Source organism: Apibacter sp. ESL0404 (assembly GCF_019469245.1).
GTDB lineage: Bacteria > Bacteroidota > Bacteroidia > Flavobacteriales > Weeksellaceae > Apibacter.
In genome coordinates this window covers 1,506,938-1,532,691 of record NZ_CP048267.1, presented here as the reverse complement: position 1 = coordinate 1,532,691, position 25,754 = coordinate 1,506,938, and the positions used below count along the sequence as shown (strand labels likewise).

Sequence of the window (25,754 nt, the reverse complement as noted above, 5' to 3'; positions counted from 1 at the left end):
TAATAGTATAAATACTTTAATTTATTTGTAATATATGGTTTTCATGAAAAACTATCATTAAGTCGGCTTAAAAAATTTTTAGTGTTTGATACTGTTATAATTCATCAATTTCAAAGAACATAAAACTCTGTGTATATAAAAAAGAGCAGAGCACGTAACCACTGAAATAAAATTTATAAAAGATGAGAAATAAAAATAGTATATATTCATTGTCAGTACTTTTATTACTGATTAGTACCAATGAAATATATAGTCAAAATCAAACGAAAAATGATACGATAAAAGTAGACATAGAACAGAAAAATGATAGGAATGTCATGTTAAATGCAGCAAATAGTACCGGTCCCAGGGATGTAAATATCGGTTTACCTGCTTCAGTAGGAGGTACTACTATTCTTGAGAATGGTCTGCCGGTAGTATTCCACTATTGGCCGGAACTACCTACTAAAGCATGGAGATCCGATGTTACGCTTAATCGTACGGGTTTGTTTGACTTAGGACAAACCTTTATCAATATTGGAGATGTAGGTTTTTCCTTAAATACGTTTGATAATCTAGGCACAGATAAGCTTCAAGGTATAATTAACCTGGAATCCAATCATTTTGGATTAATGAGAGGAAGTGCAAATGTGAGCGGACCTATAAATACTAAGGGACTTAAATATTCAGCCGGTGCTTATCTGAGCTTTGACCCGGGAACTTTTAAACCATCAATTATAGATAAATATTATGCCGATAAAACTCAAATGTATAAAATGGCCTTAACTCAAGACTATAAATACAGAGGAGGAGAAGGCTCTGTTTCAGTATTATATAAATATGTTAATGTTAAAAATCTAACGTATAATTACAGCCCTTTTATGTATGGAAAAGATGGGGATGTAAGTGAAATATCGGGATTTAAAATTGGGCGGAAATCGTATCATGAAAGATCCGGAAAAATAACATTAATGGATGCTTTTACCGGAAACTTGGTAGAAAAAGATATATTAGACGATTTCGGAACAGAATCTCATACAGTTGATCTACTGGGTAATAACAAATTTGATAATGGATTTTATTTAAATTACATGGTTCGTTACCATTCATCCAAAGTGGGAATTTACATACCTATTATGGCAGGAGTTTCCGAAGCGAAACCGGGAGAGTATGTATATGCTGATACGGGAGAAGCTTATATGGGAAATAACGCACAAGGAGTATTAATATTAGCAACCAGAAAAACTCCTGTTAAATCTATAACGGGTACTGTTGAATTAGGTAAAAAGATAGGAAACCACGATTTGAAAGTTGGTTTAAACGAATGGCATTATAAAGTGGATAAATATGCTACAGAATCTGCTATGTATTTTCAAGAGGTGGCACCGAATCCAAGAAAATTAATTCAAGTAGGAGGTACGGCAAATGCCAATGGAGATTTTAATTTAAATCAAGGATTAGAATATCATAATGGAAATGAAAATAAATTAGCATTATATATATTAGATAAATGGTTATTGGCCGATAAATTAGAATTAAATTTGGGTGGACGTATTGAGTATCAAGCATTACGGGGAGATTACCAGGACAGAAATTTAGGATTGCAAACATTAACAGGACCTAAAATTGATATTGATAAAGATTGGGTTAATCAATCCTACATGTTAAATGCGGTATATAAAATGACCCCTAAATTTGGTTTACTAGGTGAGGTTAATTACAATGAACAAGCCGGACACCTAGAATATTATAACATTGGAGTTGATCCTAAAATCAAAAAATCTAAAATACCAACTGCAGGGTTTGGAGTATATTTCAATCATCCATTAGCAAGTATAGTTTCTAAGGCAACCTATATCACCCGTAATGAATATCGTTCAACAGTAAATTTTTCCAATCCTAATAATCCGGGAGAAGTGAAAAGAGAAACCACTAATTATGATATTGAAACCATAGGATGGACTACAGATATCATATCAAAACCCATAAAAAACTTTGAATTACACTTTTTGATCACTTTACAAAGTCCAAAATATAAAAATTTTGTCGGAGAAGTTAAATTTAAAGACGGTGCAGCAGCTAAATACGATTTCACAGACAAATATGTAACGGGTATTTCTAAAGTTTTATTAGAGATTGATCCGAGTTATGTTTGGAAAGATTTAAGGATTTGGGCGAGTGCAAGATATTTTAGTAAACAATATGCCAATAGACCGAATACAATATATTTTGCAAGTCGTTGGGAAACTTTTGCCGGTTTACAATATGCTATTACCAAAAACTTAAGTTTCTCTTCAACTGTGATAAATTTATTCAATCAAAGGGGAGCTAAAGGAGATATGGGGGATTCTGATTTGATCTTAACTTCCGAAGAAGCTAAAAAGAAGGAAGGAACTATTCTTTCAGGAACATACATCCGTCCTTTTACAGTTGAGTTTGGTCTTAAATACTCTTTTTAACCTATAATAATAATTAAAAATAATACTAAATATGACTAATAAAGAAAAAAATTACGCATTACCTATAGCAATGATGTTTGCCCTGTTTTTTATGATTTCATTTGTAACAGGCTTACAAAATCCGATGGGAATAATTGTCAAAAATCAATTTGGGGCATCCAACTTTATGTCTCAACTAGGTAATGCTGCAAACTTTATAGCCTATGCATTTATGGGTATTCCGGCGGGTATGCTGTTACAAAAAATAGGATATAAAAAAACAGCCTTAGTAGCCATTGTGGTTGGATTTTTAGGCGTTGGAATTCAATACTTATCCGGAGGAATGGAAAGTTTTGTTGCCTATTTAATCGGAGCTTTTGTTTCCGGTTTCTCTATGTGTATGTTAAATACCGTTGTAAATCCTATGTTAAATACGTTAGGAGGAGGAGGTAAAAAAGGGAATATTTTGCTACAATTAGGCGGTTCAATAAATTCAATGGGAGCAACTATTGTACCTGTGTTGGTAGGATATTTAATCGGAAATGCATCTCGAGCAACCATAAAAGAAGCGAATCCCGCTCTTTTCTTGGCTATGGGGATTTTTGTCCTTGCCTTTATCGTGTTGTTGTTGGTAAATATACCGGAACCTTTTTTAGATAAAAAAGAAAAAATTGAAGGAAAATATAGCGCATTTTCATTTAGACATTTTTGTTTAGGAGTAGTAGCCATATTTATATATGTAGGTATTGAAGTAGGAATTCCCAATACCGCCAATTTATTTATGACTTCTGCACCAGACAAAGGAGGTTTAGGTATTGATACAACTGTGGCTGGAACGGTGGTAGGAACCTATTGGTTTTTAATGCTCATTGGTCGATTAATAGGAGCATCACTTGGGGCTCGTATATCCAGTAAGGCTATGTTGGCCTTTACCTCACTTCTAGGGTTAATATTCATAATTTTAGCAATTATTAGTCCTATTTCTTCTACGGTAAGTATGCCAGTATTTAAATCGGATATATCTATAGGTTTTGCAGAATTACCTATTACCATCGTATTTTTTGTACTGTGTGGTTTGTGTACTTCCGTAATGTGGGGAGGTATATTTAATTTAGCGGTAGAAGGATTAGGAAAATACACATCAGCAGCATCCGGAATTTTTATGATGATGGTATGTGGAGGAGGAATTTTGCCCCTCATACAAAATTATTTTGCTGATTTATTCGGCTTTTTATCCAGTTATTGGTTAATTATCATAGAATTTGCTTATATCCTTTATTATGCATTAATCGGAAGTAAAAATGTAAATAAAGATATACCCGTCAACTAATCATATTTTTATATAAAGATCAATTCCCCTAACATTTTAGGGGAATTTTTTATAGGTAAAACCGCATATTTTAAACTACAGAAATTAAAAAACCTACGAACATTCCACTAAATACTAAAAGTAATTTTTGCCAATTTAAGGAATGCTTCTCATTACTTTCAAATATAATCACAGAAGAAATATGTAAAAAAATTCCGGCTACGATACCCAACAATTTAGGATAAATATGAGGATCTAAGAATGAACCAAAGAAAGCCCCAATAGGAGCTGAAACGGCAAACAAAACGAGAATAGAGAAAGAATATATCCTTTTAATAGGTAAAGAAAATAAAAAAGTAGATAAAACAATGGATTCCGAAACTTTATGGATGCTTAGCGCCCATAAAATATTTGATGAATGCATGGAATGATCATGAGCACCATGATTATGTAAATGATTAACTTCCAATGGAGTTCCTTCTAAAAATGAATGAATAAACAAACCCAGCATTACACTAATCGGAATAACGCTGTCCGTATGATGTTCTGAGCTGTGTAAGTGACCGTGTTCGATTCCCTTAGATAATCCTTCTAAGATTAATTGTATGGAAACCCCGATAATAATCCATATTCCTGCATTTATCCCTCCATCTATATACAAAGAAGGAAACATGTCTAATACAGTAATTGCTAAAAGCAATCCCGCACTAAACATTAAAAGTTGTTTATTAAATTTTGAATTATTTTGGAAAAAATAAGCTATTCCTGCTCCGATGATTACAGCAGAAATCAATACGACATAATCCATTTATTTTTCAAAAATTAAAATTAGACGGGGGGAATTTTTTTCATCAAATGGGAGGAGTTGATAATCACCGAACACATTTTTTAAAGTAAATCCTACTTTTTTGGCCAGACTTTCAAAATAATTCAGTTTAAAAGTTCTTACTCTTTCTTGAAAATGAAAATTTTTACCTTTATCTTGAAATGTAATATCTTTTATAATAAAACCATCTTCAATTTTCCTCTGCAGATGAAATAAAATACCGTCTACTTCTTTGTCCTCTTGTTTAACTAGTGTATCCATTGCTAAGGAAACATTCATAAAATCCATCACAAATATTCCTTTACTTAACAATTGTTCAAAAACAGATTGAAAAACTTTTAAATTATCTTCATCATCACTAAAATAGCCAAAACTGGTAAATAAATTGAAAATGGCATTAAAATGGTTTGGGAAATTAATTCTTCTCATATCTGCAACAAAGAATTTAAGATGTTCATTTTCAAAACTCTTTGCATAAGCAATGCTTTCCGGTGCAAGGTCAACGCCGATAACATCGTATCCCAATTTATTTAAAAAAATACTATGTCTACCTTTACCACAAGCCAAATCTAAAATTTTACTTTCCTTACGTAAGGCAAGATATTTTAATAAATTCGTTATAAATTCTTGAGCTTCCTGATCATCACGATTTTTATATAATATATGATAATAAGGAGTATTAAACCATTCTGCAAACCAATCCATACCTCAAATTTAATACAATTTTTTTACCTATTAATAACATTATTCCTAGAATTAGTAAGATTTTTTATTATAATAGATAAGTCTTATTTTAACTTATTTTAATTTTAAAAACCAAAAGATCATTATAGTATATCTAGTATAAATTGTATTATAATTTAATAATTGAACTGGAAATATAAATTTATATGGCTTTGCGTTCAGAATACACGAATTCATGAGTTTACAAAAACTTATTTGGAGTTATCATTTGATTTTATTTTAATGGTTAGTTTTTTTTACTTAGGATTTTTGAAAAGGAAATTAGTTTTTTATATAATAGTCTTTTGAAATATAGTTGGTTAATAAATTAAATAAAGGTATAATAAACTATTTTTTAATAATTTATATTTCTATGAGCTAAAAGGAGGTAATTTTTAATAAATATTGATTAACTTAAAGTAAATCAGTAAAAAAGAAGATAAAAATTAAGTTAAATTAAAATATTTTTAGTATATTTGCGCCTCGATTTGGCGAAAGTAAGAAAATCGTAATAACATCAAGTATAACCACTTCCTGAGCATCAATTTCGCCTTTATCTTACATTGAAAAGCAAAGGAATACAATATTTATAAAAATATGTCCGAAGAGACTAAAAATTTAGTAGAAGAGCAAGAAACTCTTAAAAATGCAAATGTTGCTCCTGAGCAATTTGACTGGGATTCTTTTGAATCCGGATTAAATGCTGAGGATAGAAAAGAAAAGTCTGAGTTAGAAAAAATGTATGATACTTCTTTGAGAGAACTTGACGAAAATCAAGTTTTCAAAGGTAAAGTTGTTCGTATTACTGACAAAGAATCAATCGTTGATATAAACTTTAAATCAGAAGGAGTTATCTCTTTGAATGAGTTCCGTTACAATCCAAATCTTAAAGTTGGAGATGAGGTCGAAGTTATGGTTGCTCAAAGAGAAGATAAAACCGGTCAATTACAACTTTCTCATAGAAAAGCAAGAATGCTTAAAGCATGGGATAGAGTTAATGAGCTTCATGAGACCGGCGAAATCGTTGAAGGTTATGTAAAATCAAGAACTAAAGGAGGAATGATTGTAGATGTATTTGGCATCGAAGCTTTCTTACCGGGTTCACAAATTGATGTAAAACCTATCCGCGATTACGATCAATACGTAGGAAAAACTATGGAATTTAAAATTGTTAAAATTAACCACGAATTTAAAAATGTAGTTGTTTCTCATAAAGCATTGATCGAAGCAGATATTGAAGATCAGAAAAAAGAAATTATCGGACAACTTGAAAAAGGTCAGGTATTAGAAGGAGTTGTTAAAAATATAACTTCTTACGGAGTATTTATTGATTTAGGAGGCGTAGACGGATTAATCCACATTACAGACCTATCTTGGAGCAGAATAAATCATCCATCTGAAGTAGTTCAATTAGATCAAAAAGTTAATGTGGTAATTCTTGATTTTGATGATCAAAAATCTAGAATCCAATTAGGAATGAAACAATTAGAACCACACCCTTGGGATGCATTAGATCCAAACTTACAAGTTGGAGATAAAATCAAAGGTAAAGTAGTTGTTTTAGCAGACTATGGAGCTTTTGTAGAAGTTGCACCGGGAGTAGAAGGATTAATACATGTTTCTGAAATGTCTTGGTCTACTCATTTAAGATCAGCTCAAGATTTTGTTAAAATCGGGGATGAAGTAGAATGTGTTATTCTTACCTTAGATAAAGAAGAAAGAAAAATGTCTTTAGGTATGAAACAATTAACTCCGGATCCATGGACTGATATAACAGCAAAATATCCAATTGGTTCTAAACACAAAGGAACAGTAAGAAACTTTACCAATTTTGGAGTATTTGTTGAATTAGAAGCAGGAGTAGACGGGTTAATTTACATTTCAGATCTATCTTGGACTAAGAAAATTAAACATCCTTCCGAATTCTGTTCAGTTGGTGACGTACTAGATGTAGTAGTATTAGAATTAGATACAGATGCTAGAAGATTGAGCTTAGGTCACAAACAATTAACAGAAAACCCTTGGGAAAAATACGAAGTTAAATATGCTGAAGGAACTGTACACACAGGTAAAGTAGTTCAGCTATTCGACAAAGGAGCTACTGTTCAATTTGAAGACGCTGAAGTAGAAGGTTTCTGTCCATCTAGATTATTAGAAAAAGAAGACGGTTCCAAAATTAAAAAAGGTGATGAAACTGAATTCAAAGTAATTGAATTTAATAAAGAATTCAAAAGAATTGTAGTTTCTCATACAGGAACTTTCCGTGAAGAAGAAAATAGAGAAGAAACAGAAAAACAAGTTAAATCACAAAATCAAACTGTTGAAAAATCTACTTTAGGTGATTTAGACGAATTACAAGAATTAAAAAGAAAAATGGAAGAAGGACAATAATCCTTATAATAAAACCATTTCCTAAAATAATTCATAAAGAACCGTATATATTTACGGTTCTTTTTTTATTTAATATAACCAATATGTAAATTTGTTATTTAGATTAACTTATTGAATATAAATTTATTACCTATTATACCGTCTGTTTATATTTTATCTTTAAAAAAATAAACTTTATACCGGAAAAAATTTATATATAATTTTGTACAATATTTGTAATTATATAAAATTAAGTTTAATGATAAAAGTTTAAATATGAAGGTATCATTTTTTTCAACACAGCCCTATGATATAAAATTCTTTAATGAATGTAACAAAAATTTTAATTTTGATTTAGAATATTTTGAACCCAATTTGGATGAACATACAGTCAATATAATTGAAGAAGGAACCGATGCCATTTGCGTTTTTGTAAATGATAAATTAAACGAAGGGGTAATTAAAAAACTAAAAAAAAGAGGAATTAAATATATAGCATTAAGAAATGCAGGATTTAACAATGTAGATTTAGAAGCTGCTAAAAAATATGAAATAAAAGTATGTAGAGTTCCTGCATATTCTCCTCAAGCAGTAGCAGAGCATACCTTGGCGATGCTTTTAACCTTAAACAGAAAAACACATAAGGCATACAATAGAGTAAGAGAGCAAAATTTTTCCCTTAATGGATTATTGGGTACCAACATCTATAAAAAAACGGTGGGTGTTATAGGAACAGGTAATATTGGTAAAGTATTTTGTAAAACAATAAAAGCCTTAGGGACAAACGTATTAGCTTACGATGTCTATCCCAATGAAGAACTAAAAAAAGAAGGATTTCAATACGTTACCTTAGAAGAGTTACTAAAACAATCCGATATAATTTCTTTACATTGCCCTTTAACCCCTGAAACGCATCACATAATAAATAAACATACGATAAGCTTAATGAAAAACGGCGTGTATTTAATTAATACCAGTAGAGGAGGTTTAATTAATACACAAGATATTATTGACGGATTAAAATCTAAAAAAATTGGTGCATTAGGAATTGATGTTTATGAACAAGAAGATAAATTATTCTTTAGGGATTTATCTGAAACCATCATTGAAGATGACAAAATACAATTATTACTTTCGTTCCCTAACGTTTTAGTAACGGCGCATCAGGCATTTTTCACAGAAGAAGCATTAACACAAATAGCATTAGTAACATTAGATAACTTAAGACAGTTAAGCAATAACAACAGTATTGAAAATAAAGCGGCAGAATTAGTATAAGTAGCGAAACTTTATTTTCATTTTTGAAAGCTTAAAAGAAAATAAAATCGAATTTCAACTTCGTAAAGAGTAAAAAATAAATTCAATATATATTATATTTCTTTATAAAATAAAATATATTTTAAGTTTTTTTTTTAAAATTATAAATAATTTGATAAATGTTTGATATATAAATAAAAAAAACTTGATTTCATCATGTGATTTTAGATAAATAAAATAAAATGTTATTTTTATTAATCAAATTTTATTTTAATAACTTATAATTCAAAAAAAGTACTTATTTTTACCGATGTGAAGATAAAATGAGAATCGATACTAAATTTTTTCAAAAAGAAGCATTTTTTGTAGCGCAGGAATTATTAGGGAAAAAAATCGTAAGAGCTTATGATTCCGGAGAAATAGTAAAATATACTATTACGGAAACAGAAGCATACGGAGGAGAAGAAGATTTAGCCTGTCATGCAAGTAAAGGTAGAACCAAAAGAACAGAGATTATGTACCATGAAGGAGGAAAAGTATATGTTTATCTGATATATGGAATATATTGGATGCTAAACTTTGTTACGGGTAAAAAGAACCAACCTCAAGCAGTATTAATAAGAGGCGTTGAGGAATGTTCCGGTCCGGGACGAGTTGGCAAATTATTACAGTTAAATAAAGATTTTTATGGAGAAGATTTAGCTTCTTCTAAAAAAATTTGGGTTGAAGATTCTCAAATTAAACCAAATTTTATTACCACCGTACGAGTAGGAATAGACTATGCAGGAGAAATTTGGAAGAATAAACTTTGGAGATTTATAATAACTTGAAACTAACAATACTTATGAAGATATTAACATCAACGCAAATAAAAGAATGTACAAGTCAATTCATTGAAAGTGAAATGACAACATCCTTAGATTTAATGGAAAAATCAGCTTTAGCTTGTTTTGAATGGCTAAAAAGCAGATACTCAAACGAATATACCTATTACATTTTTTGTGGAAAAGGAAATAATGGAGGAGATGGTTTAGCTTTAGCTAGATTGTTGAATAATGAAAATTATAATGTCGAAGCTTTTATTATACAATCCTCTTCTGACTTTACAGAAGATACTCAGATCAATTTTGATAAATTTCCAAAATCAGTAGATTTTATTGAAGGAGACGATTTTGAAGTTAATGAAGAAAAAGCGATTATTATTGATGCTTTATTTGGTATAGGATTAAATAACAAATTGAAAGGAGAAGCTGAAAAAATAGTTTCAAAATTAAATGAAATCAATGCTATAAAAATTTCAATTGATATACCTTCAGGATTATTTACAGATTCACTTCCCGAAGAAAACCAAACGGTGTTTAGGGCAGATGAAACCTTGACTTTTGAATTTTATAAAAGATCTTTTTTACATCCTGAAGCAGCACAATATGCCGGTAAAATACATGTACTGGATATAGGTTTGGATAAAAAATTCATTGAAAATGAACAAACCGATAATTACCTTATAGAAAATGATTTTTTTGAAAAAAATTATAAAAGAAGAAGTCCGTTCAGTAATAAAGGAACTTTCGGAAAAGCCATTATAATAGGTGGGAGCTATGGAAGAATGGGATCTATTACCTTTTCTACATTGTCAGCCTTACGCGTGGGTACCGGATTAGTATTTACCGGAGCTCCTGAATACGGCAGTTTAGTACTTCAAACCGTTGCTCCCGAAGCTATGTTTTTCTCATGCGGAGATAAATACATAGAAGACATACAAATTCCATTTAAAAATTATACCATAGGTATAGGCCCGGGGCTAGGTACAGAGGTTTTAACAAAAATGGCATTTGAAAAAATGCTGCAAAATGAAAAAAATCCGATGGTTTTGGATGCTGACGCACTCAATATAATTTCAGAAAGCAAAGATTTATTAAATTTAGTTCCTAAAAATTCTATAATCACTCCACACCCTAAAGAATTTGAGCGATTGTTTGGTAAAACTAACTCTACTTTAGAGCAATGCGAACTTGCCAGGAAAAAAGCAAAAGAGCATGAAATTGTTATAGTCATTAAAGGACATAACACAGCAATTTTATTACCGGATGGTCTTTGTTATTATAATGCTACAGGTAATGCCGGAATGGCAAAAGGGGGAAGTGGAGACGTATTAACAGGTATTATCACCGGATTATTGGCACAAGGTTATGACTCGAAATTGGCAGCTATTTTAGGAGTTTACATTCATGGTAAAGCAGGGGATTATGCCTCAGAGAAATTTTCTCAAGAAGCTATGACAGCTCAAAGTATTATACAGTGTCTTTCCGATGTTTTCTTGGAATTAAATAAGTAAACACAAATAAAAATAATTTTTTAGTAAACATTACCGGCATTACACTTAATACTTAGCGACATAAGAAATCTATTATTCCAATAGTTTTTAATTCCGGTAATGTATTATTAAATAAATAACTTAATCTTCTGAAAAATCTACGATTAATTTTCGGTATTTATCCAATAATTTAGATTTAGAAAGCATTCCGATAAATTGATCATTTTCAACAACCGGTAGATACAAAGATTTTGACTTATCGAAAACTCTAAAAATAGTTTCATTATCATCAAGTAAAGAAATACACTCAGACGGTTGGGTTATAAGATCAACAATATGTAAACTTTCATAACGTTCCTTGTGAAGCAAAATATTAATAAGATCATCCAAAATGATATATCCTTTAAATTTCTGATCCGAATCTTCAACGATAAAAAACTTTTTACTTGAAGAAGGAATTACCTCATTTATAAACTCAGAAAAAGATAAAGATAAAGAAATTTTAACGAAATTCTTTTCTATAAGATTTTTAATATTCATTCTACGAATAGCTTCTTTGTCTTTATTATGAGTAATCATCTCATTATTTCTTTTTAAATTATAGGTATACACAGAATGTTTATCAAAATGATATTTCACAAGATAAGAAATGGTAGAAGTAATAATTAAAGGAAATAATAAACTATATCCGCCTGTAATTTCAGCAATAAGGAAAATCGAGGTCATGGGAGCATGCATGATACCTGCCATTACACCCGCCATTCCCACTAAAGTAAAGTTATGTTCAGAAAGCTTGGTGAAGCTAGTAAGATTAATAATTTTTGTAAATACAAAACCTAAAATTCCACCGGTAAAAAGAGCAGGAGCGAATACTCCGCCAATACCCCCGGACGAAGTAGTAAAGCTACTGGCAACCACTTTTATAAACAAAATGCCTACTAAAAAAAGAATAAGAAAATAATCATTTTCTCTCAATATATAAAAGAAAGAATTTTTGGCTATACTTTCCGGGTGAGAACTCATTAAATGTTGCAGCCCAATATACCCTTCACCAAAAAGCGGTGGAAAAATAAAGATCAAGATACCTACTGCTAAACCGCCCAAAATAGCTTTTAAATAGATGCTTTTACTGGTTGAAAATTTCTTCTCAATTAAACGACCGATTTTTATAAAATACAATGAAAAAAAACCACAAATAACACCTAAAATTATATAGTAAGGAATTTTCGATTTATCGAATGGCTCAAAAATCGCAAAATAAAACGATATATTATCACCTAATAAAAAATAAGAAATTAAAGCCCCTGTGGTTGAAGAAATTAAAATAGGTATTAATGACCACATACTTAAATCGATCATAATAACTTCAAGCGAAAAAATAATGGCAGCTATCGGTGCCTTAAAAATACCTGCAATGGCTGCGGAACATCCACAAGCAATGAATAAAGTTCTTAATTTTAAGTTAAGCTTAAATTCCTGGGCTATATTAGATCCAATGGCTGCTCCTGTATATACAATGGGAGCTTCGGTACCTACAGATCCTCCAAAACCGATGGTTAAACAACTGGCTATAATCGAACTGTATGTATTTTTTTTATCTATTATACTACGTTTCTTGGAAATAGCAAATAAGACTTTTTCAACTCCATGACTTATATCCATCTTAACCCAATATTTAATAAAAATAACGGTCAAAATAATACCGATGGTAGGGAAAAAAATAGTCCAATAATTAAAATTAAAATTTTTATTATGATAAATCAGTTCTTCAGTTAAACTAACTAAATTTTTTAAAATTACCGCACTTATTCCTCCAATTATTCCAATTAATGTACTTGCTAAGTATATAAATGCTTGAGGATTTTGATTCCTAAATTTTCGAATTACGATATTATATTTTACTCGTAATTTTTTAATTGAATCCCAATAGGACTCAAAATATTTTTTTAAAATTGATTGATTAATTTTCATTTATTTCATCGTCAACATCTATTGAGCCAACAGTGTTTTTATACAGAGAATAAACCATGGCATGAGAAAAAGAATACGTGAAAATAATACCTACAACACACAAAAAGATACCTAAAACTTTACTAATAAATGAAGAAATTACTAATAATAAAAATACTTTTCCAAATTTCATATTTACGATTCTAAAACTATAAGTAATAGCTTGAATTAAGGGGGCATCATCAATAATTATAAAAGCTCCGGCTAAAATAAAAGCAGGTATAAAATAAAGAGAAGGAATAAACAAAAGGAAAAAACTAATGCAATGTAAAATTAGTACGATTAAAGCTAATAAATAAAGTTTAAGAAACTTAGTGCCTTGATAGCCACTTATAAGCTCTTTAAAATTTGCTTTACCGTTTCTATCGATTAGATAGGCACAGTAAACAATGCCAGCAGTTAAGGGATATAAAAGAATGCCAATAACCGAAGACAATAAAGTTTTTACAATTATTAAAGGATTTGATAAATAGTTTTGAACTAATGGGATAATTTTGTTGAACGCTTGCGAATTATTTAATTTATTAATCGCTTTAATAAATTCAAGATCAATTATATTAGTTCCTAAATAACTGCCCAATAAATTATTAATTAAGCTAGTAAAAAGATAGGTAAACAAAACACAAAATACTCCATAAAAAATAATATTTTTCCAAGCAGTAAACCCATCCTTAATTACTTTATTCACAGTTAAATTAAAACCGTTTTCCTTTAATTTTTCAAATTTATTTTGTAAAATACTATTCATAAATAATTTATTAGCTTACAAAATTAAACAAATATTACCTATAATAATATATATTAAGGCGCATTTCGTAAAGATAACTCTGTAAAAAATAAATATCTGAAAAATAAAATATAAAAACTATTGGAAATGCTAAGTAAGTATATTATTAAGATATAATTAATAGGATTATATATTTTAAAAAAATATAAATTCATGGATATGTAACATTTAATTTAAAAATATACTAATTAAGTGATTGTCTATAAGTTTATAAATTATCAACCCTATATATTTTTATCATATAAACAATAGGTGAAAAATAGTATCTATGTTATAAAATAAAAATATTTACTTTTGTATGTCAAAATATAATTAAAACAATGTCACGAGAAAAAAATTTAAGAGAAGCTGCTTTAGAATATCATAGTTCCAAACCAGAAGGTAAAATAGAAGTTATACCTACCAAACCACATTCAACCCAAACAGATTTATCATTAGCCTATTCTCCGGGAGTGGCGGAACCCTGTTTAGAAATACTAAAAAATAGTGCAGATAGTTACAAATACACCTCAAAAGGAAATTTGGTAGCAGTAATTTCCAACGGAACCGCCGTGTTAGGATTGGGAGATATTGGTGCAGATGCTTCTAAACCGGTTATGGAAGGTAAAGGTTTATTATTTAAAATTTTTGCCGGAATCAATGTTTTTGATATTGAAGTAAATGAAAAAGATCCGGACAAATTTATTGAAATAGTTAAATCGTTAGCTCCAACCTTTGGAGGTATTAATTTAGAAGATATAAAAGCTCCTGAAGCTTTTGAAATCGAAAAACGATTAAAAGCGGAATTAAATATTCCGGTAATGCATGATGACCAGCATGGAACAGCAATTATATCAGCCGCTGCCTTATTAAATGCATTGGAAATTTCCAAAAAAAATATAGCAGAGGTAAAAATTGTAGTCAGTGGCGCGGGTGCAGCGGCTATTTCTTGTACCCGATTATATAAAGCTTTAGGAGCCAGCCCACAAAATATATTAATGTGCGACAGTAAAGGGGTGATTTATAAAGGACGAACCGGATTGAATGAAGAAAAGCTTGAGTTTGCTGTAGATACTCCGGATAGAACTTTGGAAGATGCTATGAAAAACAGCGATGTATTTATTGGATTATCTAAAGGAAACTTGGTTTCTCCTGATATGCTTTTGTCTATGAATGAAAATCCGATTGTTTTTGCCATGGCTAATCCAACTCCCGAAATTGATTATAATTTGGCGGTTGAAACTAGAAAAGATGTTATTATGGCTACCGGTAGAAGTGATTATCCTAATCAGGTAAACAATGTTTTAGGTTTCCCATATATTTTTAGAGGAGCATTAGATGTTAGAGCAACTGACATAAATCAAGAAATGCAATTAGCTGCAGTAAAAGCCTTAGCTGATTTGGCTAAACAAAACGTTCCTGAGCAGGTGATACAAGCCTACAATGTTAAAAATATGAAGTTTGGAAGAGATTACATCATCCCTAAGCCATTTGATAGTCGATTAATAACTAAAGTTTCGATGGCAGTGGCTAAAGCTGCAATTGATAGTGGGGTAGCACAACACATTATTACTGATTGGAATGCATATGAAGAAGAATTATTAGATCGAATGGGAAGTAACGATGAAAAAATTATAAGACAATTTAAGGCAAAGGCTAAAAGTAATCCAAAAAGAATAATTTTCGACAATGCTGAAGAATACAATGTATTAAAAGCTGCGCAAATCATTGCTGAGGAAAAGATCGCTCAACCAATTTTGTTAGGTAAAAAAGATCTCATTGAAAAAACAAAGCAATACTATAATTTAGAAATTGAGGCAGAAATATTGGATATTGATACGGTTTCGTCTACTCATAAATTTGACAAATATGTAGAGTATCTTTATGATCTAAAACAAAAAAATGGAAAAGGAATAACCTCTCAACAACAAGCCGCTCAATTATTAAATAACAGCGAATATTTGGGAGCCATTGCTGTTGAAATGGGTGAAGCAGATTCATTTTTAACCGGATTTACTAAAGATTATACGGAAGCTTTAAATCAAATTATAAAAGTAGTAGATTATTCTGAATCATCAAATATAACAGTAGCATCTGCTATGGTTCTTCTTTCTAAAAATGGACCGATATTTATTTCGGACACTTCATTAAGCAGAAATCCTTGCAGTAATGACTTAGATTTAATAGTTCAAATTACAGCCGATTTCGTAAAGAAAATGGGTATTGAACCTAGAATAGCTATGGTATCTAATGAAAATTTTGCTGGAAATTCAGTAGCATCTAAAAGTGCTGATGCAGTGGTTAGGAAACTTAACCAAACGAATCCTGATTTGCTGATTGACGGAGAAATTCAGCCCGAATATGCATTAAATGAACAATTAATAAGTGAATTTCCTTTTAGCAAATTAGGAGGTAAATCGGCAAATGTTTTAATATTCCCTGACATAACCTCAGCTAATTTAAGTGCAAGTTTAGCAAAAGGTATAGGAGCTATAAAATCTATCGGTCCGGTTCTATTAGGATTAGATAAATCTATTCAAATAATTAGAGAAAATTCTAAGGTAGAAGATATAGTAAATCTGGCAACCCTTGCTGCCCTTGCTGCTCAAGAAAAAAAATAATTACTATTTCCGTAAAATAAGCAAAAATGATAACCCATTTGTCAGGAATTATTTTTGAAATATCCCCTTCCAGTGTAGTTATAGACTGCAATGGAGTGGGGTATTTTGCCACTATAAGTTTACAAACCTATAAAGACATTCAAAACGAAAAAAAAGCCCTAGTATATATTCAAGAAATTATACGGGAAGATTCCCATTCGTTATATGGCTTTTCAACTAAAACCGAGCGATCCTTATTTAATCTTTTAATAAGTGTTAATGGAGTAGGTCCGGCTTCCTCCATTATGATGTTGTCCTCAATGTCTGTATCGGAAATAACCTCGGCTATTTCCGGCGGCAACAACCTGGCACTTCAAAAAATTAAAGGAATAGGAGCTAAAACCGCTCAAAGAATAATAGTTGATTTGCGGGATAAAATTTCTATATTTGAAACGTCTGAAATATTAGATTATAATTTAGGCAATAAAAACAAATCTGAAGCGTTAAGTGCATTGGAGGTGTTAGGTATTTCTAAAAAAATTACCGAAAAAATAATTGATAAAATTTTAAAGGATAATCCGGATATCGAAGTAGAAGAGCTTATCAAGGATACTTTAAAAAAACTATAAACGTTGAAAGTGTTAAGGTATATTCGTGACTATTTGCTATTGGCAACCATATTTTGTTTAAGTGGTAGTGTTTTATTTGCTCAGGAAAATGATGATGAACAAGTTTTGCAATTGGATGATCCTGTAAAATATGAGGCGTATTATGATTATAAAAGTGGAAATTACATATTATATCCCAAGCTGGGCGGTGTAGTTGTCGGTACTCCGATAACTATGACAGCCGAGGACTATACCCAATATGTAATGCAACAAAAGTTTGATGAATATTACAAAGAACGTTCACGTTTACAAGATGAAATTGGAAGAGCGAAAAAAGAAGGAAGAGAAGTAGAAAAAAAAGGCTTTATTCCGGGAATTACGGTTAAATCCAAATTATTTGAGCAAATATTCGGAGGTAATAAAATTGAACTAAAACCTTCAGGATTTGCATCCTTTGATTTAGGAATATTGCATCAAAAAATTGACAATCCACAAATTTTACCACAAAACAGAAAGAACTTTACCATCGATTTAAGGCAAAGAATACAAATGAGTCTTATAGGAAATGTTGGTAATAATGTACATTTAGGGGTAAACTATGATACTCAGGCAGGTTTCAACTTCGAAAATAAATTAAATTTAGCATGGATTCCGGGCTCGGGAAGTGGGGCGATCTTACCCAATGGGACAAGCGGTGGAGAGGATAATATAATTAAGAAAATCGAATTTGGTAATGTAAATATGCCCCTAAGCACCAGCTTAATTACAGGTGCTGAATCACTTTTTGGAATCAAAGGGGAATTTCAATTCGGGAGAACATTTTTGACTACCGTATTTTCAGAACAACAATCCGAAGCACGAAATATAACAGTTCAAGGAGGAGGAGTAATCAATACATTTAAAATTAAAGCAATTGATTACGATGAAAATCAACATTATTTCTTAACGCACTATTTTAGAAACAATTACGATAAAGCTCTGGAGAATTATCCGGTAATAGGTTCAACCATTAATATCACTAAGATGGAAGTGTGGAGAATCGATTTAGGAAACTCAAACCTTCAAGAGCAGCATCCCGTTATAGCATTAAGAGACTTAGGAGAAAGTGCCACGGGACAACTTCCCGATAATTCAAATTTAAATTTATATAGTACCATTTCAAATCTATCGGGAATCAGGGACGCTTCCACAGCATACAATAGCGTGAATGGTGTTTCTTTACCGGTTGTACCCACCTCAAGTTCTTCAGCAACTATGAAGAATTATGAAAGTGGAAAAGAATTTGTTGTTCATAAAAGAGTAAAAAAACTTTCTGAATCAGAATATAATTATAATCCACAATTAGGATATATATCATTAAATCAAAAACTAAATAATGATCAACTTTTAGCGGTAGCATTTCAATATACAGATTCCAAAAATCCGGGCAAAATATATAAAGTTGGGGAATTTTCCAATGAAGTGACCGGAGTATTGATCTTAAAATTGCTAAAACCTAATCAAATCGTTTCTCCCGAATCACCTATGTGGGATTTGATGATGAAAAACATCTATTCAATGGATGCATCTCAAATTTCTCCTGATGGTTTTATGGTTAATATTATGTACCAAGACGCCTCTCAAGGAAAAATCAATTATTTACCGGATCCCAATGTAAGAAATTTACAGTTATTGCAATTATTAAATTGGGACAGGTTAAATCAAAATAACGATGCTACCAATACAGGTAAAGGGGATGGTATATTTGACTTTGTAGAAGGAATTACCATAAACTCAGAGAAAGGTAAATTGATATTTACTAAAGTAGAACCATTCGGGGAATTCTTAAAAAGTAAATCAGTAGACGAAAAATTTATATTTGAAAATTTATACAAAAATCTAAAAGGAGGTAATATAGTCACATCAGATCCTCTAGCCAATCGATACACCATTGAAGGTAGATTCAAAGGAAGTATAGGTAACGGCATATCCCTGGGAGCATTTAACGTTCCGAGAGGGTCAGTTAAAGTTACGGCAAATGGTCAAACATTAAATGAAGGAATAGATTATGTAGTAGACTACCAAATGGGAATGGTAACCATTATCAACGAAACCTACAAAAATTCAGGAGTTCCAATCAATATAAGCCTGGAGAATCAATTTGCATTCAACATGCAGAAAAAAAGGTTCATGGGATTAAACGTGGAACATAAATTCAGTGATGAATTTATAGTGGGAGCTACCTTTCTTAATTATAAAGAAAGACCGTTAACGCAAAAAGTACAATTTGGTTCTGAACCGGTTAATAATTCAATGATCGGATTTAACATGATGCTGAATAAAGAATTTCCTTTTTTAACAAAGCTTACCAACTGGATTCCGGGAATTAAAACGGAAGCAGAATCCAATGTAAGTTTTAAAGTAGAAGGAGCAGCTTTATTACCGGGTGAAAATAAAACAATCAATGATAACTCTTACATTGATGATTTTGAAACAACTGCATCAAAAATAAGTCTCAAAGAACCCGGCTATTGGGGAATCGCAAGTAAGCCCGAAAAAGGTGGATTTGGTAATACTTATAAGAATGACATAAGAAATGGCGATGGAAGGGCATTGATTAGTTGGTATAATATTGACCCTAGATTTTTTGGAATTGGTGGAGGTCAACCGGCGGGTATAGATAATAATGCATTATCCTTACACTTACAACGAAGAGTTAAATATCAAGAAATATTCACGGATAGAGATTACATTGCCGGAGAACAATTATACATGAATACGTTTGATGTATCTTTTTATCCCAAAGAAAGAGGACCGTATAATTTTAATACACATAATGAAGATCCTGAATCAGAACGATGGGGAGGTTTAATGAGACCCATATCGGTAACAAATTTTGCTGAAGCGAATATAGAATATCTTGAATTTTGGATGATGGACCCGTATGCTGACAGTAAAACACCCGGATCAAATCCATTAGGAAATAAGCCTGAATTAATTCTTCAGTTAGGAAATGTGTCTGAAGATGTTTTAAAAGACGGTTTTATGCAATATGAAAATGGTATTACTGACGATATAAGTCAAATGACAACTACTAATCTTGGGAAACAACCTAAAAATTATCCGTTAGTATATGCTTTTGATACAGAAGGAGAAGCCAGGAGAAAACAAGACGTTGGATATGACGGATTAACAAGTTTTGAAGAAGCAGATTATTATAAAAATAAAGGATACGATATAGGGAGTAACGCCAATTATGTAAATCCTATTACAGGTGAAGTTGACCCGTCTGCAGACGATTACGTATTTTATTTACATGGCGCTTGGGATTCTTCCAATGAAAAAAATTCAATCATAGGAAGATATAAATACTACAGAAATTTAGAGGGCAACTCACCTTCAAACTCTATGGATGCTTCTTCAGCGTCTCCGGATACAGAAGACTTAAATAAAGATTTTAACTTAGATGAAACAGAAAATTATACACAATATCGTCTTTCTTTACTAGATTCCGATTTAAGAAATAATCAAAATCCATTGGTTGTTGATAAAAAAGAGGTTGAAGTATCACTACCCAACGGAAAAAAAGGAAATACAACTTGGTATTTGGTTCGAATTCCCGTGAGTGCATATGAATCGGGTTCCGCTGAAATTTTAAATAACGTACGATATATACGTATGTTAATGAAAGGATTTTCCAATACTGCAACGTTGCGTTTTGCAACTCTAGATTTAGTTAGAAGTGATTGGAGAAAATACGAAAAAAATATTTCCTCAGTTAGTGGAGAAAGCAAACAAGATACAGACGAAGGAAATGCAACCCTTTTACCTGTATCAAATGTCATCATCAGCGCTGTTAACTTAGAAGAAAATTCTACATCGCGTCCACCGTATGTATTGCCTCCGGGAATAAGCAGAGAAATTTTAGGTAATACTACCGGAACTCAAATGCAAAATGAATCCTCATTAAAGTTAGAAATAAAAGATTTAAAAAATTCAGAACCTAGAGGTATTTATAAAAATATTGCATTAGACATGAGACGTTACAAAACATTAAAAATGTTTGTACACGCTGAAAATATGCAAGATGCCTCAAGTAATATAGTTGACAAAGAAGCTAAGTTTTTCATCCGTATCGGTAGTGATTTGTCAGATAATTACTACGAATACGAATTCCCATTAAAATACACACCGAATACCGCTACGTCTGCTATTGATATATGGCCGATTGAAAATACGATTGAATTAAAATTAAAAGATTTAGTAGCTGTAAAAAATGAAAAAGATAAAAATAACTTATATAATAGTACTGTTCGATATCGTAGTTATGTAACCGGTAGTGATGATAAAATCATCTATGTTAAAGGTAGACCTTCCATAGGAAATGTTAATTCCATAATGATGGGGGTAAGAAATACTTCCAGCATAGATAAGCATGTTGTTTTATGGCTGGATGAACTTCGTTTATCTGATATTGATAACGAAGGAGGATATGCAGCCAATGCAAGTATCAATTTTAATTTGGCCGATTTTGCTCAAGTATCCGCATCCGGAACGTATCAATCGGTTGGATTTGGAGCAATCGATAGTAAACCGAGTGAAAGAAGCCAAGACGAAACCAAACAATATATGGTAAGTGCTGCCGTAAATGTAGATAGAGTTCTTCCGGATAAATGGGGAATGAAAATACCGGTTAGCATTAGTATGTCTGAAACTTTTATAGATCCAAAATATAATCCGTTGGATAATGATGTGAAATTAAAAAATGATCCAAGAAAAAATGAACTTAAAAAAGTGGTGAGAAGCTATTCCTCACAAAAAAATATTTCTATTTCGAATTTAAGAAAAGACAGAACTACCAGTAAAACGCCTAGATTTTATGATGTAGAAAACTTATCGGCTTCTTTTTCTTATTCCACTGACTATTTTAGAGATATATATACAACTTATAACATATACCAAAATTTACAAGCCTATATTGATTATAACTTCTCACCTAAAGGTGTTTATTATCAACCATTTAAAAAAATGAGAGCGGTGCAAGATACCAGCCGATTTGCTAAATATTTAAAATGGTTAAAAGAAGTTAACTTTAATCCGGTTCCTTCTCGTTTATCTTTTAAAGCTGATATTGCGAGAACTTATAATGAATTCCAATACAGAGATATTAATGCTTATCTCAATAATAATCCTAACAGTTATACTCCTATTTTTGCCAATAATTTCTTGTTCGGTTGGCAATACAATATAGGATTTAATCTAACACGTTCGCTTAAATTAGATTTCTCTTCAGGAACAAGAACCATATTAGATGATATAGGAAACGGAGTACCGGATGACGGAATGATCTGGAATGGATTGTTTACTGCAGGAAGACCTATCAATTTTAATCAAAGATTCCAATTAAATTATAGAGTACCTATACATTTACTTCCTTATTTAGATTTCACGTCTATGGAAGTTGGATATACAGGTCAATACGATTGGCAAGCGGGTTCTAATTTCCAAACTTCATACGATCCTACAAATGCCGATCCAAGAAAAAGAAGTTTGGGAAATACCGCACAAAATGCTCAAACTATAACAGTCATAGGAAATGTTGATTTCAGTAAATTCTATAATTATTTTTCAAACTATAAAAAATTTGAAGAAAAAAAACGTAAGAGACAAAGAGAAATAGATTCTTTAAATAGGGCTTATGAAACAAATTTTGCCTTAAAAAAACCTAAATCCTTTAAAAAGTATACTATTAAAAATAAGTATAAGGCTACAGATTATTTATGGATGATTGCAAGTAGTTTTAAAAGAGGTCAAATTCAGGTAAACGAGAATAAAGGAACAATTTTGCCGGGATTCTTGCCTGAACCGAGTTTTTTTGGGGTTGGTAGATATGCCGGTTCAACAAGTGGTCCTACATTCGGATTTTTATTCGGTTCTCAATTCGATTTAAGGAATAAAGCAGTAACAGAAGGTTGGGTTTCTTTAAATGAATATATGACCAGTCCATATGTGAAAACAAATAATTCGCAATTGTCTGCTACCCTGCAATTAGAACCAATTAACCATTTGCAAATTGATTTAAATATCATGCGTAATCATCAAAAGACATTATCTCATTCAGGGTTTAATTCTATAGATCCATTAACAGGACAAATTGCTAATACATTTGTCAATCGATCTGCTATGTTCAGTTCTTCAGTTATATCTTTTGCGACTGCATTCAAATCAGGAGATTATGTATATAATAAAATGATTAGCAATTCAATGATTTTATCACAAAGAGTGGCTGCAAAACAGGGGCAACCTATAGTCGATACTAATAATGACGGATATGTTGATGGTTATGGGTTAACCAATTCAGAAGTTTTATTGCCTTCGTTTGTGTCTGCATTTTCAGGAAGAAGTGCAGGAAGTCAAAAGTTAGGTTATAAACGCAGTATGCCGGTTCCAAATTGGAAAATTACCTATGGAGGATTAAAAAACATTCCATTTATTAATTATTGGTTCAAAGAATTTAGAATTAATCATAGTTATATTTCAAACTATACCGTTAATGGGGTACAAACCAATCCCGATTATTATTTGGCACAAAACGATTCAACAGCACCTGAACGAGATTTAAACGGGAACAGATACAACTATTACACCTACGGAACAGTTGTCATGTCAGAAGGGTTCAGTCCACTTGCAGGAGTAGATGTTACTATGAGAAATAATATCCAAATTAGAATAGCTTACAATAAAGATAGAATCTATTCTTTAGGATTAACAAATTACACCCTACAAGAAGATTATGGCGATGAAGTAGTTTTCGGACTGGGATATATTGTAAAAGATGTTAAGTTAAAATTGCGTTATCGAGGTGCTACTAAACCGGTAACGGGCGATTTAAATATTAGAGGAGACGTTTCTATTAGAGATAACAAAACTACCGTTAGACGATTGGTAGAGTTGGATTCTCAAGTAACGGGAGGACAAAAGCTAGTTTCATTGAAATTTTCTACAGATTATAGCTTTACTAAGAATTTTAATCTTAAATTTTTCTATGAGCAAATGATAACTAAATATAAGGTTTCAACTGCATATCCGCTTTCAACGATAAGAGCAGGATTAAGTGCTACATTTACTTTTGGAAATTAATTATATTTGCAAAGATTAAACTTTTATATGAAGACTCCATTGGATTTACTTTATAGTTCTAATCATGTTTGGATAAAAATTGAAGGTAACACAGCACTTATCGGTATAACTGATTACGCACAACAACAATTGGGAGATATTATTTATATAGATATAAATAGCCTCGGTAATCAACTAAAGTTGGATGAAATTTTTGGAACTGTGGAAGCTATAAAGACCGTATCAGACCTTTTTATGCCTGTTGATGGAAAAGTGCTTGAAATGAATCTTGAGCTTGAAAATATGCCGACTTTAGTAAACACCGATCCTTATGGAAAAGGTTGGATTATAAAAGTTCAAATACAAAATAACACTTTACTAGATCAACTATTGAATGCTAAAGACTATAAAAAACTGCTTACTTAAACAGTATAAAAAAGTACGTATTATACTTTTCTTATATTTTGGGATATTGACATGGTTATTGTTACGAGCCCCTCAAGGAAATAAAAATTTATTAATCTTTTTTCCTCATTTTAGTGATAAATTACTTCATACTCTAACATTTTTAGGATTAGCTTTTTTAGCTAAAATTTCATTTCCTAAAAAAAATCAATTGCTAATAATAGGAATTTGTACTTTCTATGGGATTTTGATCGAATTTTTACAAGAATATATGAAATTGGGAAGAACCTTTGAATATTCTGATATGGTGGCTGATTGCATAGGTTGTATAATTGGTTATTATATGGCAAAAAAAATAATTGAAATATTATAAACAATTTTTTTATTTGAAATCAATGATTATTCGAAAATATAATTGTAATAGAAGTCAAAATTTCATAAATCAATAGAAATTATAGAAATTTAAAAATACAGCTGCTCTTAACATATAGCGGTTTTACTATAAATAAGATAAAATTAGAATATTATACATTTAAATTTTATAATAAAATACTCTTAAAACTTAAGATAAGTGTAAAAAGTAAGTATGAAAAGCATTTTTTTATTCTTATAAAAAATAAAAAATAAAATTAGAGTTTATTGATAAAATTGTGTAAATTAGCACGTTGAGATTGTTATTATACTTCCTTCTACTTTTTAATTTGAATAGCTAGTTTTTAGTCTGATTTCTTCTCAATTAATTTTTTACCAATTTTTTAAAATTTTTATATGAACATTTTTATTTCAAACCTGAATTACAGGTTGACCAACGAAGATTTACATGACTTATTTTCAGAGTACGGAGAAGTTGAATCAGCAAAAATAATACAAGATCGTGAAACCGGAAGATCCAGAGGTTTTGGATTTGTTGAAATGGCAGATGCAGAAGCTAAAACAGCTATTCAGGAATTAAATCAAAAAGAATTTGACGGTAAAGTTATTAATGTCTCAGAAGCTAGACCAAGAGATGAAAAACCAAGAAATAACTTTAGAAGAAGTTATTAATTATGGG

16 protein-coding genes are annotated in these 25,754 nt (G+C 31.0%); 12 read left to right on the top strand and 4 right to left on the bottom strand.

Annotated elements, in window-relative coordinates; genetic code table 11:
* Positions 1 to 182 precede the first annotated feature (182 nt).
* Positions 183 to 2,438 carry a TonB-dependent receptor gene (locus GYM72_RS06455; RefSeq protein WP_220263833.1) on the top strand — a complete coding sequence of 752 codons (2,256 nt, stop codon included), beginning with the start codon at positions 183 to 185 and terminating at the stop codon, positions 2,436 to 2,438.
* A gap of 31 nt (positions 2,439 to 2,469) precedes the next feature.
* Positions 2,470 to 3,747, top strand: coding sequence for an MFS transporter (locus GYM72_RS06450; RefSeq protein ID WP_166004261.1), 1,278 nt, complete (start codon positions 2,470 to 2,472; stop codon positions 3,745 to 3,747).
* A gap of 70 nt (positions 3,748 to 3,817) precedes the next feature.
* On the opposite strand, the gene GYM72_RS06445 is transcribed toward GYM72_RS06450, so the two are convergent.
* Complete coding sequence (locus GYM72_RS06445; RefSeq protein ID WP_220263832.1) at positions 3,818 to 4,534, bottom strand: ZIP family metal transporter; 717 nt, start codon at positions 4,532 to 4,534, stop codon at positions 3,818 to 3,820.
* Positions 4,535 to 5,257, bottom strand: a complete 723-nt coding sequence (locus tag GYM72_RS06440) for a bifunctional 2-polyprenyl-6-hydroxyphenol methylase/3-demethylubiquinol 3-O-methyltransferase UbiG (RefSeq protein ID WP_220263831.1) — start codon at positions 5,255 to 5,257, stop codon at positions 4,535 to 4,537.
* 615 nt (positions 5,258 to 5,872) lie between these two features.
* On the opposite strand from GYM72_RS06440, the gene rpsA reads away from it, so the two are divergent.
* From rpsA to GYM72_RS06420, 4 genes are all read left to right on the top strand, one after another.
* Positions 5,873 to 7,666, top strand: coding sequence for a 30S ribosomal protein S1 (rpsA, locus tag GYM72_RS06435; RefSeq protein WP_220263830.1), 1,794 nt, complete (start codon positions 5,873 to 5,875; stop codon positions 7,664 to 7,666).
* A 255-nt stretch (positions 7,667 to 7,921) separates the two neighbouring features.
* Positions 7,922 to 8,923, top strand: a complete 1,002-nt coding sequence (locus tag GYM72_RS06430; protein ID WP_160542006.1) for a 2-hydroxyacid dehydrogenase — start codon at positions 7,922 to 7,924, stop codon at positions 8,921 to 8,923.
* Between the two features lie 302 nt (positions 8,924 to 9,225).
* Positions 9,226 to 9,732 (top strand): DNA-3-methyladenine glycosylase, encoded by a 507-nt coding sequence (locus tag GYM72_RS06425; RefSeq protein ID WP_220263829.1) that lies wholly within the window; start codon positions 9,226 to 9,228, stop codon positions 9,730 to 9,732.
* 14 nt (positions 9,733 to 9,746) lie between these two features.
* Positions 9,747 to 11,237: an NAD(P)H-hydrate dehydratase gene (locus GYM72_RS06420; protein ID WP_220263828.1), complete on the top strand. Its 1,491-nt coding sequence runs from the start codon at positions 9,747 to 9,749 to the stop codon at positions 11,235 to 11,237.
* Between the two features lie 120 nt (positions 11,238 to 11,357).
* On the opposite strand, the gene GYM72_RS06415 is transcribed toward GYM72_RS06420, so the two are convergent.
* The gene (locus GYM72_RS06415) at positions 11,358 to 13,187 is read right to left on the bottom strand and encodes a chloride channel protein (RefSeq protein WP_220263827.1); all 1,830 of its coding nucleotides are present in this window, start codon (positions 13,185 to 13,187) and stop codon (positions 11,358 to 11,360) included.
* Positions 13,177 to 13,974: a hypothetical protein gene (locus GYM72_RS06410; protein ID WP_220263826.1), complete on the bottom strand. Its 798-nt coding sequence runs from the start codon at positions 13,972 to 13,974 to the stop codon at positions 13,177 to 13,179. Before GYM72_RS06410 ends, GYM72_RS06415 begins: the two co-directional genes overlap by 11 nt.
* Before the next feature lie 359 nt (positions 13,975 to 14,333).
* Here GYM72_RS06410 and GYM72_RS06405 point away from each other — a divergent pair, with 359 nt between their 5' ends.
* The 6 genes from GYM72_RS06405 (at position 14,334) to GYM72_RS06380 (ending at position 25,747) form a co-directional block, all read left to right on the top strand.
* Complete coding sequence (locus tag GYM72_RS06405) at positions 14,334 to 16,613, top strand: NADP-dependent malic enzyme (protein WP_220263825.1); 2,280 nt, start codon at positions 14,334 to 14,336, stop codon at positions 16,611 to 16,613.
* A gap of 26 nt (positions 16,614 to 16,639) precedes the next feature.
* The gene (gene ruvA, locus GYM72_RS06400; RefSeq protein WP_105297951.1) at positions 16,640 to 17,221 is read left to right on the top strand and encodes a Holliday junction branch migration protein RuvA; all 582 of its coding nucleotides are present in this window, start codon (positions 16,640 to 16,642) and stop codon (positions 17,219 to 17,221) included.
* 9 nt (positions 17,222 to 17,230) lie between these two features.
* The gene (gene sprA, locus GYM72_RS06395; protein ID WP_255571602.1) at positions 17,231 to 24,319 is read left to right on the top strand and encodes a cell surface protein SprA; all 7,089 of its coding nucleotides are present in this window, start codon (positions 17,231 to 17,233) and stop codon (positions 24,317 to 24,319) included.
* A gap of 27 nt (positions 24,320 to 24,346) precedes the next feature.
* Complete coding sequence (gene gcvH / locus GYM72_RS06390; protein ID WP_220263823.1) at positions 24,347 to 24,724, top strand: glycine cleavage system protein GcvH; 378 nt, start codon at positions 24,347 to 24,349, stop codon at positions 24,722 to 24,724.
* Between the two features lie 46 nt (positions 24,725 to 24,770).
* A complete protein-coding gene (locus GYM72_RS06385; protein WP_220263822.1) occupies positions 24,771 to 25,076 on the top strand; it encodes a VanZ family protein in 306 nt (101 codons plus the stop codon).
* Positions 25,077 to 25,471: 395 nt separating this feature from the next.
* Entirely contained in the window at positions 25,472 to 25,747 is a 276-nt protein-coding gene (locus GYM72_RS06380; protein WP_105297947.1) for an RNA-binding protein, read from the top strand.
* Positions 25,748 to 25,754: the final 7 nt, after the last annotated feature.

Bases quoted from the DNA above. Each gene is read 5' to 3' on its own strand.
- GYM72_RS06410 (WP_220263826.1), bottom strand. From the start codon at position 13,974: ATGAATAGTATTTTACAAAATAAATTTGAAAAATTAAAGGAAAACGGT.
- GYM72_RS06420 (WP_220263828.1), top strand. From the start codon at position 9,747: ATGAAGATATTAACATCAACGCAAATAAAAGAATGTACAAGTCAATTC.
- GYM72_RS06450 (WP_166004261.1), top strand. From the start codon at position 2,470: ATGACTAATAAAGAAAAAAATTACGCATTACCTATAGCAATGATGTTT.
- rpsA (WP_220263830.1), top strand. From the start codon at position 5,873: ATGTCCGAAGAGACTAAAAATTTAGTAGAAGAGCAAGAAACTCTTAAA.
- GYM72_RS06425 (WP_220263829.1), top strand. From the start codon at position 9,226: ATGAGAATCGATACTAAATTTTTTCAAAAAGAAGCATTTTTTGTAGCG.
- GYM72_RS06380 (WP_105297947.1), top strand. From the start codon at position 25,472: ATGAACATTTTTATTTCAAACCTGAATTACAGGTTGACCAACGAAGAT.
- GYM72_RS06430 (WP_160542006.1), top strand. From the start codon at position 7,922: ATGAAGGTATCATTTTTTTCAACACAGCCCTATGATATAAAATTCTTT.
- GYM72_RS06405 (WP_220263825.1), top strand. From the start codon at position 14,334: ATGTCACGAGAAAAAAATTTAAGAGAAGCTGCTTTAGAATATCATAGT.
- ruvA (WP_105297951.1), top strand. From the start codon at position 16,640: ATGATAACCCATTTGTCAGGAATTATTTTTGAAATATCCCCTTCCAGT.
- GYM72_RS06440 (WP_220263831.1), bottom strand. From the start codon at position 5,257: ATGGATTGGTTTGCAGAATGGTTTAATACTCCTTATTATCATATATTA.
- GYM72_RS06415 (WP_220263827.1), bottom strand. From the start codon at position 13,187: ATGAAAATTAATCAATCAATTTTAAAAAAATATTTTGAGTCCTATTGG.
- gcvH (WP_220263823.1), top strand. From the start codon at position 24,347: ATGAAGACTCCATTGGATTTACTTTATAGTTCTAATCATGTTTGGATA.
- GYM72_RS06445 (WP_220263832.1), bottom strand. From the start codon at position 4,534: ATGGATTATGTCGTATTGATTTCTGCTGTAATCATCGGAGCAGGAATA.
- GYM72_RS06455 (WP_220263833.1), top strand. From the start codon at position 183: ATGAGAAATAAAAATAGTATATATTCATTGTCAGTACTTTTATTACTG.